The organism is Geofilum rubicundum JCM 15548, from assembly GCF_000974365.1.
GTDB classification, from domain to species: domain Bacteria; phylum Bacteroidota; class Bacteroidia; order Bacteroidales; family Marinilabiliaceae; genus Geofilum; species Geofilum rubicundum.
In genome coordinates this window covers 106,914-120,364 of sequence record NZ_BAZW01000003.1, presented here as the reverse complement: position 1 = coordinate 120,364, position 13,451 = coordinate 106,914, and the positions used below count along the sequence as shown (strand labels likewise).

10 protein-coding genes and 1 pseudogene are annotated in these 13,451 nt (G+C 45.0%); 2 read left to right on the top strand and 9 right to left on the bottom strand.

The genetic code is table 11. The features are described 5' to 3' along the window. Nucleotides 1-224: 224 nt before the first annotated feature. The 4 genes and pseudogenes from JCM15548_RS02700 to JCM15548_RS02685 form a co-directional block, all read right to left on the bottom strand. Nucleotides 225-2,135, bottom strand: coding sequence for a polysaccharide biosynthesis protein (locus JCM15548_RS02700; protein ID WP_062122337.1), 1,911 nt, complete (start codon nucleotides 2,133-2,135; stop codon nucleotides 225-227). Nucleotides 2,136-2,427: 292 nt separating this feature from the next. After that, nucleotides 2,428-3,603, bottom strand: coding sequence for a DegT/DnrJ/EryC1/StrS family aminotransferase (locus JCM15548_RS02695; protein ID WP_062122336.1), 1,176 nt, complete (start codon nucleotides 3,601-3,603; stop codon nucleotides 2,428-2,430). Nucleotides 3,604-3,649: 46 nt separating this feature from the next. Next, nucleotides 3,650-4,657 carry a glycosyltransferase gene (locus JCM15548_RS02690; RefSeq protein WP_062122335.1) on the bottom strand — a complete coding sequence of 336 codons (1,008 nt, stop codon included), beginning with the start codon at nucleotides 4,655-4,657 and terminating at the stop codon, nucleotides 3,650-3,652. Nucleotides 4,658-4,717: 60 nt separating this feature from the next. Further along, nucleotides 4,718-5,274, bottom strand: a pseudogene (locus tag JCM15548_RS02685) (sugar transferase). Nucleotides 5,275-5,539: 265 nt separating this feature from the next. Here JCM15548_RS02685 and JCM15548_RS02680 point away from each other — a divergent pair. Both JCM15548_RS02680 and JCM15548_RS02675 read left to right on the top strand, forming a co-directional pair. Beyond that, nucleotides 5,540-6,826, top strand: a complete 1,287-nt coding sequence (locus JCM15548_RS02680) for a hypothetical protein (protein ID WP_062122334.1) — start codon at nucleotides 5,540-5,542, stop codon at nucleotides 6,824-6,826. Between the two features lie 4 nt (nucleotides 6,827-6,830). Next, nucleotides 6,831-8,132 carry a hypothetical protein gene (locus JCM15548_RS02675; protein WP_157482361.1) on the top strand — a complete coding sequence of 434 codons (1,302 nt, stop codon included), beginning with the start codon at nucleotides 6,831-6,833 and terminating at the stop codon, nucleotides 8,130-8,132. A 63-nt stretch (nucleotides 8,133-8,195) separates the two neighbouring features. Here JCM15548_RS02675 and JCM15548_RS02670 read toward each other — a convergent pair whose 3' ends face one another. From JCM15548_RS02670 to JCM15548_RS02655, 5 genes are read right to left on the bottom strand one after another with little or no spacing between them, the layout of a single operon-like run. Further along, nucleotides 8,196-9,386, bottom strand: coding sequence for a glycosyltransferase family 4 protein (locus tag JCM15548_RS02670; protein ID WP_062122332.1), 1,191 nt, complete (start codon nucleotides 9,384-9,386; stop codon nucleotides 8,196-8,198). A 22-nt stretch (nucleotides 9,387-9,408) separates the two neighbouring features. Further along, entirely contained in the window at nucleotides 9,409-10,632 is a 1,224-nt protein-coding gene (gene wecC / locus JCM15548_RS02665; RefSeq protein WP_062122331.1) for a UDP-N-acetyl-D-mannosamine dehydrogenase, read from the bottom strand. Further along, nucleotides 10,625-11,140, bottom strand: coding sequence for a non-hydrolyzing UDP-N-acetylglucosamine 2-epimerase (gene wecB, locus JCM15548_RS26095; RefSeq protein ID WP_369403666.1), 516 nt, complete (start codon nucleotides 11,138-11,140; stop codon nucleotides 10,625-10,627). Before wecB (JCM15548_RS26095) ends, wecC begins: the two co-directional genes overlap by 8 nt. Next, nucleotides 11,137-11,799 carry a non-hydrolyzing UDP-N-acetylglucosamine 2-epimerase gene (gene wecB / locus JCM15548_RS26090; protein WP_369403665.1) on the bottom strand — a complete coding sequence of 221 codons (663 nt, stop codon included), beginning with the start codon at nucleotides 11,797-11,799 and terminating at the stop codon, nucleotides 11,137-11,139. Before wecB (JCM15548_RS26090) ends, wecB (JCM15548_RS26095) begins: the two co-directional genes overlap by 4 nt. Before the next feature lie 19 nt (nucleotides 11,800-11,818). After that, nucleotides 11,819-13,450, bottom strand: coding sequence for a hypothetical protein (locus JCM15548_RS02655; RefSeq protein ID WP_062122330.1), 1,632 nt, complete (start codon nucleotides 13,448-13,450; stop codon nucleotides 11,819-11,821). Nucleotide 13,451: the final 1 nt, after the last annotated feature.

Genomic DNA, 13,451 nt, shown 5'->3' with positions numbered 1-13,451 from the left:
ATATTTTCGTTAAATAATATTCAGGTATGAAAAACTACTTTCCAAGACGCACCAGGTTCAAAGAGTTTTCGACTAAAAAGTCGAACCTGCAAAAAACCATCACTTTGATAGAATAAGGCCATTCATAACAGGAGTAAAGGTAAGACTACTTTAGACCATTGTAAATAGGAAGAAGACAAAAAAGCCCGATTAAATGAATCGGGCTTTTATTAATAAAATGGTCATCAAACAGCCATTTGTCCGGTAACCAACAAATTTTTATACCTGTCGTTTTGAGGAGTGAACTCAGGAACCATTTCGCGCATTCGGGCTACCACCATTTCTTCTGATTCGTTATAAATCATTTCCAGCAACAAACGAACCAGGTCATTAACTTCCTGATAGTTGCAATCCTTAACCCGTGCTATCATTATTTTCTCGTGATAAGTAGGTTGGGTATTCTCTTTGGATGCCAATAACTCTTCGTATAATTTTTCGCCAGGTCGAAGGCCGCTATAAACGATATCAATGTCTTCACCCAATTTTAAGCCCGACAAGCGAATCATTTTCTCAGCCAAATCAGCAATGCGCACCGGCTCACCCATATCAAAGACAAAGATTTCTCCACCCTGTCCCATAAATGACGCCTCTAAGACGAGCTGACAAGCCTCCGGAATGGTCATGAAATATCGGGTTATTTCCGGGTGCGTAACGGTAATGGGGCCACCCTGGGCAATTTGTCGCTTAAACAAAGGCACTACCGATCCGTTAGACCCCAAAACGTTCCCAAAGCGGGTGGTGACAAAGGAGGTTTTAATGGTTGGCAACTGTGCCATGGATTGAATGTAAATCTCACACATGCGCTTGGAGGCTCCCATGACATTGGTCGGGTTAACCGCCTTGTCGGTACTCACCATGACAAACTTCTCGGCACCAAACTCTACCGACAGATCAGCCAGTATTTTAGTGCCCCCCACATTCACCCGAATGGCTTCATAAGGGGCATCTTCCATCATAGGTACATGTTTGTAAGCGGCTGCATTATATACAATGTGCGGCTTATACTTCTCAAACACCGCCCGCATGCGCTTATAGTTGGTCACATCCGCCAAAACAAGCTTAAACGGGGCATCAAAATGTCGCAAAAGGATTTCCTGTTCCAGATCGTACAAAGCAGACTCCGCCTGATCCAACATGATAATTTGTCGCACAGGAAAGCGCAAGAGCTGACGAACAATCTCAGATCCAATAGATCCGGCCGCACCGGAGACCAGAATGGTTTTATTGTCCAGTCCCTCCATAATCTGTTTCTGATTCAAATGGATTTCATCCCGTCCCAGTAAATCCTCAATCCGCACATCACGTATCTGACCGGTATTGGAAATACCATTCACCCAATTCCCCACCGAAGGCATGACCTTCAGTTTCCAATTGCGCCGCATACATTCATCAGCAATGAGTTGCTTTCTCTTGGTAGAGATATTGGTCACTGCCAACACCACCTCTTCGATACCATCCCATTTTCCGCCACCCTTTAAAATCCGATCCCAACTTAAAACAGGTAAGGAATTAAGATCCATATTCCATTTGGAAGGCTCATCATCCACAAAGGCGATCACCTGATAAGGGGTCTCTTTATCATTGCGGATGGCTTCCAGAGTAATTAAAGCCAAATCTTCCGTTCCAAAAATTACGGTATTAACTGACCCCCGACTCGTTGTCAAATAGGCATAGGTCTCACGTACCACCAATCGAAAACCAAAACAGAAAAAGACCACCAACATAAAGTGGAGCATTAACACCAAACGGGGAACCATGGCAAAGTTGGGATTTATAAAACCTGCAATGGTATGTAAACCCAGCATGATGACCAGCGCTACGGCGCAAGCTACAATCAACATACGTAACTCCGTAAAGTTGGTATGCCGGATAACACCTTTATGAATGCGGAAGAAATAAAAAACCACACCATAGACCAAAATAACATAAGCCCCTCCCCTTACAAATTCCCATACCGTATAGGTCGGTAACATCACATTCAATCGGACCACATAAGCAATCACAAATGCATTGGAAATAAGTAAAAGGTCTATGATCATTATCCACCAAGGGGAGATAATGCGACCGTTAAACACTTTAAGTAATAATTCCTTCATCGTATGGGGTATTTGACAACTTCACTATTAAAACAAGAACCATTTAATAGAGTTCTAACAACATCACAGGTCAAATATCGGACAATGATTTTGTATCTTCAACCCAATTTTTACCAGTTGAGCCGTATCTTACACTAACATCAATTAATTAACAGTGAGCGTAAAAGCAGAAAAAACTAACACAAGGTTCAAAAAGAAAAATAAGAGGAGGTGGAAAAGCGACTTCTTAGTCCTAAAACAAGCAACCCCCGGTGAAGCCGTGGGGTAGCAATGCCTTATAATGGAGAAACACCTATTCGTCGGAGCTCTGAATCCTCATGATGGTCTTAACAATGTAATCCAACTCCTCCTCACTCAGCCCTGGAAATATCGGCAGACTCACCGTCCCCTGCCAGGTACGTTCCGCATTGGGAAAGTCTTCTGCCCGCAACTGATAAGTCTCCTTGTAGTAAGTCATATGAAACAGCGGTTTGTAATGAACGGAGGTTCCAATCCCGGCTTCTGCCATTAACTCAATGAAGCGATTGCGGGACACGCGAGATTGCGCATTCAGCACCAGGGGAAACAAATGCCAGGCGTGCTCGCTCATGGCGACCTTTAACACTGGTAAATCCAACCAATCACAATCTGCCAGATGGTCGTAATAATATTGAGCAACGGCCATTCGTCCTTCCCGAAAAATTTCTGCCTGCTCCAGCTGCGCCAGACCAATGGCCGCATTCACATCGGGCATATTATATTTATAGCCGGGAGCCACCACATCATACTCCCACGAAGGCTTATCAGAGGTAAACCGGTCCCACACATCCCGGTTGATGCCATGCAAGCGCATCACTTTAACCCGCTTATACAGCGCCTCATCATTGGTGGTCAGCATCCCCCCCTCACCGGTGGTGATGGTCTTATTGGCATAAAAGCTAAAACAAGTGATGTCTCCCATGCTACCCACCATTTGCCCTTTAACAGATGCCGGAAAAGCGTGGGCCGCATCTTCCAGAATTTTGATTCCATGCTTACGGCAAACATCCAGTATGCCCGTTTGGTTGTCATTGGTCATTTCTGCGGATTGGCCACCAAAATGAACCACCACCAAATACTTCACCTCCGGATACTTTTTAATGGCCGCCTCTAATATAGCGGGCGTAAGCAGGGATGTGCCATATTCCACATCCAGAAAAACCGGATCTGCCCCCAGGTAGCGCACCACTTCAGCAGAAGCCGTAAAAGTCATGGAAGGCACAAAGACCTTATCGCCGTCCTTTACCCCCAAGGCCTCAATACCTAAATGTAAGGCAGCGGTACAACTGTTCACCGCACAGGCATAGGTTGCCCCTACTTTTTGGGCAAACAACTCCTCGAATTTTTGTGCCTTGCCGGCTGTCGTCAGCCAACCACTCTCTATCACCTCTTTGAGGTAGTCAAATTCGTTTCCCTTACAGGAAACTTTTGCAAAGGGAATTTTCAACATATGGACAAAATATTAATGCTTTTTTCTAAATACCGGTCACCGCTGGTTATTTCCATTCAAGTCCGGCTCCTTTGAGTAGCAACTCAATTGATTTTTGAGGCGATACATATTCCTCATAATACGCGTGGATGTTGTTTTCAATTTTCTGACGATAAGCATCGTCAGACGTCAATCGTTCAAGTGCTTCAAAGATCTCATCCTCCTCACCTGTAACAGCGTGCACATTAACGCCATGCTCCAAGGCTACCGGCAAGCGATTCTTAATGGGTGTAGCCACCATGGCTTTGCCCATGGCCATAAACTCGCCCAACTTCCAACCATGGCAATCCAGTATCACGGGTGTATTAAATACAGTAGCAGATGCTTTAAGCTTGAGCAAATAGGAAGCCATCGGCACGTTCCGATCCATGGTAAGCTCCTCAAAACCATCAATGTCATTACGGGATCGTGGCGCAAAACCGCCTTCGAACTCCACCCCCTTTAAGCGCTTGCAAGCTCTGATATAATTGGCTCTGAAGCGATTGGTCTCGTGCTCCTTTTTCCACAAGGCACCTGCAAAAAAGATATAATCCTTTTTAGAGGTAGATTTTTGATAATAATCCATCCCCTGCCTTTTAAGCTGACCATAGTAATCAGCGAAAAAACGCCGCTTGTCGGGCACCCGGCGCCACGCCTTCGAAAAATTGATAAAAGCGAGTCGCAAGGTCTTTGGCTTTGAATAAATCCGGATGCCAAAACCGGGACCAATAGCAATCACCTTGGGGTGATTGCTTAAGGGACTTTTTTCATCATTGATGTTGATTTTCCCGTACACATCACACCAATCAAGTGCCGCCTCATTAATAACATAACTATCGCCAAAATCGACAACAAACTTATGCAAACCTTTTTCGTCTTTAATGACAAAAGGAACAAAAGTATTGTTGTGCTGAAAGGATCTGAAATATTTACCAGAAAATCGCACGCGTTTAAACATTTGTTTCAACCCATATATATAATAGGATGAATAAAGGATATCGCAGGCAGCGTCAAGGTACACGGTTGCTTTTTTCATATTTTAAAAATTAAATTTCAATACATTATGGTAGTCGCCCAACGGGCAGAGAACGAGGCCTTAAAAAGGCCATATAGTTTTAAAAATTATACGGATATCTCCCAAAAAGCTATTTTGGCGGACGTAATTTTCATACAAAGCCAACTTTTGTGGCAGCACCACCTCCTTGTAAGTCGTTTCAGGTGCATCAGAGGTGGCCAGCAACGCTTCCTCGTTTCTGAACTCAATGGACGCATTGTCGGTAATGCCCGGACGAACGCTGTGAACGACCTGCCAGCGCTCAGGATAAACCGCCACCCATTTTTGAACCTCCGGTCGGGGACCCACCAGTGACATGTCACCCACCAAAACATTCCACAGCTGAGGCAGTTCATCTATTTTACTCTTGCGCAGCCACCGTCCCACTCTGGTAACGCGACTGGAATCTCCGGCATCAAAACTGCCGGAAGCCGCTTCCTTCACAACCGTCATTGAACGAAACTTGTACATCGGAAACAAAAGCCCTCCGCGCCCCACTCTTTTTGCACAAAAAACACCGGCCAACCCGAGTCAAGAACAACCGCCAAAGCCACAATGGCCAAAACCGGGAAAAGAATAACCCCTCCAATCAATGACATCACAATATCAAACAAACGCTTCATTATCGAATCAATTACAATTTGAAGACCACCAATCAAAGGAATAATATCGCATCACAAACCCTACCTTTCGATGGCACATTTAACGCAATAAAGATATTAAGATTAATTCTACATAAGTCTTTCGATACTGGCCATAGGTGGATGATATTCCTCGTTTGATAAAAAAAAATTGCGATTCACCCCTAAACGGCCCTAAATTGGGTCATATTAATAAAGCTACTACTCATTTTCAAAAGCAATTATGTCAACAAAAACGAGATTCGATTTCCCCCCCGTATTCATCCTTGAAATGGTTGATCATGGATATGCCATTGCCCGGGAACTATCGTCCTACGGCATAAAAACCGTAGGGTTTCTGCCGCCAGTAAAATGCATTGAATCGCATAGTCGCATTCCATACAAAACATACCGAATTCCCGAAAACGATACAGATTTAATTCAACTTCTTGTGGAGGCACAAAAGGAGTTTGGCCCGGTAAAACCGGTGTTGATACAAACCGGTGAAAACTATTTTCCATTTATATATAAATATCTTGACAAACTTAAAAGCATCTTTGCCTTTGAAACGCCTCCTTACCCAACGCTAAAACAAATGCTGGAAAAAGATCTTTTCAATGAATTTGCCCGGCATCACAATGTCAGAATCCCTTTAAGCATAGAGGTCAGAAAGGGTCATGAACTTTCAGAAAATGTTTTTGACGGACTCCAATTCCCCCTTGTCATTAAACCGAAGCATCGAGACAAGAAATGGAAAAGGAAATTTAAAACTCAAAAAGCCGTGCTGGTCAACTCCCCTGAAGAAGCGCGTTCAACTTGTGAAGCTATTTTCAGTACCGCTGAACGATTGGTGATGCAGGAATGGGTACCAGGGCCGGATGCCAATATTCACTTTTGCTTGACTTACATCACAACAAAGGGTGAAGTTTTGGCCTCCTCATGCGGCATAAAGTTCCACCAATACCCGGCCCTTTTCGGAAATACCAGCGCTGCCATTCCCATCCAGAACTCCTATATTATTGAAGAAACCCATCGCATTTTGAAAGAGGCCCAAATAACAGGTTTCTGTTCCGTCGAGTTTAAGAAACATGCTTTAACCGGTGATTTTTATGTAATTGAACCAACAGTTGGCCGAATGAACCGACAGGAACTTTTTTCAATGGGGGGAAAAGAAAACGTAGTTCTAAAGGCCTATTGTCATCTCGCAGGTATTCCTGAGCTTCCCCAAAAACGACATAGAGATAACTACATCTATTTAGAAGAAAACCTGGATATAAAATCCTGTCTTGACTACCACCATTACAAAACCATGAATTGGAAAAGATACTTTAAACTACTTAGATCCAAAAAGATCCTCCCTATGTTTATGAGTTCCAAAGATCCTCTCCTCTCCCTAATGGTATTGGGTGCGTCATTAAAACACATCATTTATTACATGTTTCATGGCCATACAAAATATTTCAGCCAGGAAGGAGCCATTGATCAACTCATTAAAGAAAATCAAAAGATTTATTCATCAACACAAATCTAATCGAATGACACAACCAAAAAAAACGTTACTGCCCCCGGTTTTTTTATTCGAAATGATTGACCATGGCTATGCCATTGGAAAATCATTGCATCAACATGGGATAAAAACAGTTGGATTCTTCCCCTCCAGCAAAAATTTTGAATATTTCAGCCGACTGCCTTATAAAAAATACGTGACCCCCCAAAACAATGAAGAAAGACTGGAGCAATTGATCAGCGCTGCTAAAGAATTTTCAACCAAGCCCGTATTAATCATCAACAACGAATCCTTCTATCCTTTTATTTATCAATACCTGGATGAATTAAAACAATATTTCTCATTTGAACTACCGGAAAAGGGCATTCTGAATACGCTCCTGGAAAAAGATCTTTTTAATGAGTTCGCCTTAAAAAACAATATACGAATTCCGGTGAGTGTGGAAGTAAGCCATCAGGAACCAGTTAACCAGAATACTTTCGCCCACTTACAATTCCCCCTGGTCATTAAACCCAAATACCGGTCTCCCGACTGGGCTGCCAAATACAAATTCAGAAAAGCCTTTGTTGCAAAATCGCTTAAAGAATCGGTAAGCATCTGTCAGGAACTTTTTGAGGTGGTTGACCGTCTGGTCGTTCAGGAATGGATTCCTGGTCCCGATTCCAATGTCTTTTTTTGCCTCACCTACCTGACAGCACAAGGTCAGGTACTGGAAACGTTTTGTGGGCAAAAAATCCATCAACATCCCATACTATTGGGCAACACAAGCTCGGCCATCCCCACTAAAAACAAAGCTATTGAGCAAGAAACCCTGCGCATTCTTAAATTATCCGGCACCTCAGGTTTTTGTTCGGTAGAGTTTAAAAAACATGAAATCACAGGACAGTATTATGTGATTGAACCCACGGTGGGACGAATAGACCGTCAACAATATGTCTCATCAGTTAGCAATAAAGATGTTGTACTTTCTGCTTATTGCCATTTGGCCAACATTCCTTTGATAAAAAAACGGTCAACAAGTGACCAATATATATACATAGAAGAAACCCTGCAATTAAAGTCCTTTCTCGACTACCGCTATTACAAAAGTAAGGAAAGTGAGAAAATACGTCAAATCATCAAGCACCGAAAGTTGAAGTTCATGCACCTAACCAAAAAAGACCCAGTTACCTCCCTTTTGGTGATGGCCGGGCTGGTCAAACACTTTTTACATTACCTGATAAAAGGAAAAACCATTGAATTTCAAGAGGATGAGATCACCAAAGAATTAATGGCCTACCAACCCGAAAAATCGGAAGCCTACCAAACTGTGCCAACAAGCCAACTCTGAAAGCGCGTCTTTATTCAGTAACGAACACGCCAATGGCTTAAGAGTTGGCTTCTTTCCTCCGGGTCATGGCTTCTTGTCAATGGCTTCCAGATAATCGTAAAGATTTTTTACCTGGTTGGGCCGGTTAAAGGTCGTCTCCGCCAGGCGTCGTCCGGTAGCTCTTATAGTGGCCAAATCAGCCTTGGCAAAGGCCTCCAGATTGCGGCGCAATTGAGGTATATCGCCGGGATGGTTGACCCACCCCAGTTGATGTTCAGCAATGATTCGTGCACCCTCTCCTTCTCCGGAGAACAGTACCGGCAATTCGGCGGCCATGGCCTCATAAATTTTGGAAGGTACCGCCCCATATATCATTTTCGTCAACGGAATAAGTGCACCGTCATGCTGTTTCAGCATGGCCGGAATGTCCTCGCGGGAAACAACGCCATTGTAAACAATTCCCCGACCGGGATTTTCCTTAATGAATTTAAGGATCTGCTCCTTTTCGGTCCCCGCACCATAGATATGGAATTCCAATCCCATACTTCCAAAGTCAATGGACCGACAAATATTCAGAATCCCTTGGGCAAAACCTAACAAGCCGGCATAGACGATCTTCCGTCTGTCATTTTGTTCCCCACGAGAGGGTATCTCGCGGAAGCGCTCAAAATCAACCCCATTGCGAAAAAGATAGGTGTTTTCAAATCCTCTTTCACGAATGTAATCCACTATTTCCTGCGATTGTCCCAAAATACCATCTGACCGTTTATAGATGAAGCGCTCCAACCTTTCCAGAAGGCCATACAACCGCCCTCTGGATATAACACCCAGTTCGAGAGCCGACAAAGGCCACAAATCAGACACATTGGTAATCAATTGACTACCGGTCAGTCTGGCCAATATCCAGGCAGACAGGGCCAGGGTAAGGGGTGGACTTTCAACAATGATAAAGTCCGGTTTCTTTTTGGCGCAAAAGCGCCAGGAAAAAAGGACAGTAAATGAAAAAGACAGCATGCTCAGAATACGGGGAAAAGTACGCTTCGAATTCGAAGCGTACAACCAGTACCTGATCAAATCCAATCCATCCCGCTCCTCACGCCTGACAAACCGCCCCCGGTAAGGTTCAAAGATCCGTCCCTCGGGATAATTGGGCATGGCGGTGACCACAGAGACTTCGGCGCCCAACAGTTTAAGGCCACGCAACATCTCAAACAGGCGACTTTGGGGCGCTCCCATTTCAGGTCGGTAATATTGGGTAATTAAAACGATGTTCATGGGCACAATTATCTCCGGTTCTTTAAAATTGGGTTCTCAAGCCGCAAAAATCCAACTCCTCTTTGTCATCCGCTACCTTTACAGTAGTAAAAGCCTTATGTTTGACCAACCAGGCAACGATGTCGGCCTTTTCATAAGCCTCATGGGTGGCCGATAGTGTAAAGGAACTGTGGCTCTCGATATTGGGTTCACAAATCAACACTTCACCTCTGGCCTCAGCAATCACACGCGAAGCAATGTATTTGGCAGGTGATTCCCGCAAATCATCAATGTCGGGTTTAAAAGCCAGCCCCATACACGCAATAACCGGCAAGCGACCATTTTTCACTTCAAATTCCAAGGAGGTTTCAATGATTTTCTTGATGCACCATTCCGATTTGTAATCATTGATTTCCCGCGCCTGCTTAATAACGTGGGCATGCTCGGGATAATCAGATACAATAAACCAGGGATCCACAGCAATGCAGTGACCACCTACCCCGCAACCGGGTTGAAGAATATTTACCCGCGGGTGTTTGTTGGCCAGGGCAATCAACTCCCACACATCCACACCGGCATTGTCACATATCATGGACAACTCATTGGCAAATGCAATTTGCACGTCGCGCGATGAATTCTCAACCAGCTTACACATCTCGGCTGTCCGTGCATTGGTGGCATGCAACTTTCCCTGCACAAAAAGGGCGTAAAAAGCCGCCGCTTTTTGGGTCGATGCCTCATCAATGCCGCCGATCACCCGGTCGTTGTGCTCCAGTTCATACAGCACTTTTCCGGGCAGAACGCGTTCGGGACAGTAGGCAATAGAGATCTTCTCTTTAAGCTCGGGCCGTTCTTCAAAAATGACCGCGGCCATTTTCTCAGTGGTCATGACCGGGGAGGTCGATTCTATGATAAACAAATCACCGGCTTTTAAATGAGGGATCACCGATCGGGTAGCCTGCTCCACAAAAGAGATATCCGGTTGATGATTTTGTTTAAAAGGAGTGGGCACCACCACCATGTAAACATCGGCCGGCTGAGGGCTGGTAAAAACCCGGAGTTTCTTCTCGCTCACCACCTTCTTCACCAACTCATCGAGATCGGGCTCAATGATGTGCACTTTTCCCTGATTGATGATATCGACTATTTCAGGGTTAATGTCACAACCCAAAACCTCTATACCTTTACCTGCCATTGCGGCTGCCGTGGGCAGACCAATATAACCCATGCCTACAACGGACACACGCTTGCTTGTATTACTATTCATTACTTGTCTGTTTTAAATATTTTTCTTTCAGAACTTTGACGATTTCTTTGGCTGCAGTGCCATTACCATAGGGGTTTTGGGCCGACGACATACTTTTATAAAAAGAAGCATCTTCTATCAAGGCTTTGCAATTTTCAACGATTTGCGCTTTTATGGTACCTACCAGCTTAACCGTACCTGCTTCTACAGCCTCGGGACGCTCCGTGGTGTCCCGCATAACCAGTACCGGCTTGCCCAGGCCAGGTGCTTCTTCCTGAATACCGCCGCTATCGGTCAACACGAAAGCACAATTGTTCATCAGATAGACAAAAGGCAAATATTCGAGCGGTGGTATCAGATAGACATTGTCGATGCCTTTTAACAAATCATTGACCGGCTGTTGCACGTTTGGATTGAGGTGCACCGGATAAATCACCTGCCAGTCGGGATAGGCCGTGGCCACCTCTTTAATGGACTCACAAATGCCCAGGAAACCCTGGCCAAAATTTTCACGCCGGTGACCGGTCACCAAAATAAATTTCCCCCCTGTTGTAATGGCATCAATGTTGGAATATGCTCCTTCAGCCTACTTTGTACCGTTTCCAGCAGAGCTCCCTTTTGCTCCAATTCCTTGCCGGCAATTTGCAAGGCATCAATAACCGTATTACCGGTCACAAAAACAGTTTCAGCTGGAACCTGCTCCTTCAAAAGATTGTTGGCCGCCCATTGAGTAGGGGAAAAATGCCAATTGGCCAGCCGTCCGGTCATCTGACGGTTCATTTCCTCGGGCCAGGGAGAATTCCGGTTGTAGGTCCGCAAGCCTGCCTCCACATGGCCGATATCCACCTGGCGGTAAAAAGCAGCTAAAGCAGCCGCTGTACTGGTCCCTGTATCTCCATGAACCAAAACCACATCGGGCTTGAACTCATCCAAAATGCCTTTCATACCCATCAGGACCTCGGTGGTTATATCAAACAAATCCTGACCGGCCTTCATGATGTTCAAATCGTACTCAGGCGTAATGCCAAAGACCTCCATAACCTGGTCGAGCATTTGTCGGTGCTGACCGGTCACACATACTCTGGCATCAAATACCGAAGCATTTTCCTCTTTTTTAAACTCCCGTACCAGCGGTGCCATTTTGATGGCCTCGGGCCGTGTTCCAAAAACAATCAATACTTTTATCATGAATTGTAAGTTTTTATTTTTATTCTACATAACGGACAACCAGGTCCTGCCCGCCCTTTTCCACAATAGGGTGGATATTTCCTCGCTCGTCCACATCAAAACGAAGGTACTGAAATGAATCAAAAAATTCCGCGATCTCCGCAACAGAAGCCAACCAAAGCTCGCCTTTTTCAGCAGCATCGCCAATACGCTGAAAAGTGTCTTCTATGCCCGGCATCCACCCACCGCGCTTATTCAAAAACACACGTCCTGGTTTTTGCGGGTCATCATCGGCAAAATAGGTGTGGGCCAGACAAATGCCACTTGATTCCGTCAGCAATTTGAGATTTTCCGCAGAGAATGTGCTGATAAAATCATGCACTTCAACTGTTTGAAAAAACCAAAACCGGCTTCCACCCAAATGTGCCGAAAAAAAGGTGGTGCCGTATTTTTGCCAGGCAGGCAAGACTTCCTTTTTTACACTGTCCACCAGCAAACTAAAAAGTCGTCCCCCCAGAAAGGCGAGTCCCCGCGCCAGTCCCCACATCCCTCCGGGACCCTTTTTCCAAAGTTTTCGTCTGAGGTTATTGACCAGCTGAGAATAACTCTTTTTGGCCTGCTCATCACTGAAATAAAGGATGTATGTGCGCAACAGTCCTGTCAGAGAGGCCAGACTTTTAATCTTTAGAGCCGTGCGTATATAGGTACGTAAGCTAAATTGTCCGACATCCAGCTGATTGATAACGCCCCTTCCTGAATGGCCGCCATCCAGATAATTCCATAAATAACGAACGCCCGCCCTATGCATTCTGTGCGCCCAATCAGCCACCTTATAACCAGAAGAAGCCATCTTGGTCAGGTTGTAAGGCTGAAAAGCATGATCGATCCAGGTCGGCCATCGGGGGCCGTCGTTTTCAAATGCCTCAAAATCTTTTTGCCATTGGTTTTCGGGTCGAATGGACTGGGACAGACTGTGGTAACACAACTCATGGCCATCTGCTTCCCATCGCTGCAACTCGTCCCCCTGACGCTCCAGCGACACATTGAATGCACGCTTGGAAAAGTGAAACAAAAAGGCCCCTTTTGAAATGCGCACCTGACATTTTTTAAAAAGCGCTCTTTGCCTCTCCATTAATTCCAGGGAATCAAAATCGCAGTGATCCGAGAAATTCAGAATGGCAGAAAAGGGAATGCGGGACCGACTGAATTCCGGAATTTTACCTGTGGTAAATAAGAACGTGAAAGTCAGGGGATTTTCGAGGATGAGATCCGGTTGGGTAAAATGCATCACATCTTTCTCATCGTACCTAAACAGAGGTGTTAACCAGCTGTCGGCCATCACCCACTTAAGCCTTTTGGGATGTTTGGGATCAAACACCCACAGTCCGTGCGTTTCACCAGCCACTACTTTATGACCATTCTTAAGCAGTAGCGCTTTGGGCGAATGAAAATGGGCCATCCGTTGACGGCTGGCATCCACCCAGGTGTAATCGTGATTTCTCCAGGAGACAATGGGGGCGTCAAATTCAACAACCGCATTGAGCTCAGTAATGACACCTGTGGCATTTTTAAGGACAAAGCGGCGCTTATATTTAACGGAACATGGCGCTTCCTGCAAAATGGCGTTTTCTGTGCCTTCTCCTTCTATATGTAACTGACAGGTTTTTATCATA

What these genes read in the sequence shown, in the direction of transcription:
- JCM15548_RS02700 (WP_062122337.1), bottom strand. Translation starts at nt 2,135, where the DNA reads ATGAAGGAATTATTACTTAAAGTGTTTAACGGTCGCATTATCTCCCCT.
- JCM15548_RS02695 (WP_062122336.1), bottom strand. Translation starts at nt 3,603, where the DNA reads ATGTTGAAAATTCCCTTTGCAAAAGTTTCCTGTAAGGGAAACGAATTT.
- JCM15548_RS02690 (WP_062122335.1), bottom strand. Translation starts at nt 4,657, where the DNA reads ATGAAAAAAGCAACCGTGTACCTTGACGCTGCCTGCGATATCCTTTAT.
- JCM15548_RS02680 (WP_062122334.1), top strand. Translation starts at nt 5,540, where the DNA reads ATGTCAACAAAAACGAGATTCGATTTCCCCCCCGTATTCATCCTTGAA.
- JCM15548_RS02675 (WP_157482361.1), top strand. Translation starts at nt 6,831, where the DNA reads ATGACACAACCAAAAAAAACGTTACTGCCCCCGGTTTTTTTATTCGAA.
- JCM15548_RS02670 (WP_062122332.1), bottom strand. Translation starts at nt 9,386, where the DNA reads ATGAACATCGTTTTAATTACCCAATATTACCGACCTGAAATGGGAGCG.
- wecC (WP_062122331.1), bottom strand. Translation starts at nt 10,632, where the DNA reads ATGAATAGTAATACAAGCAAGCGTGTGTCCGTTGTAGGCATGGGTTAT.
- wecB (WP_369403665.1), bottom strand. Translation starts at nt 11,799, where the DNA reads ATGATAAAAGTATTGATTGTTTTTGGAACACGGCCCGAGGCCATCAAA.
- JCM15548_RS02655 (WP_062122330.1), bottom strand. Translation starts at nt 13,450, where the DNA reads ATGATAAAAACCTGTCAGTTACATATAGAAGGAGAAGGCACAGAAAAC.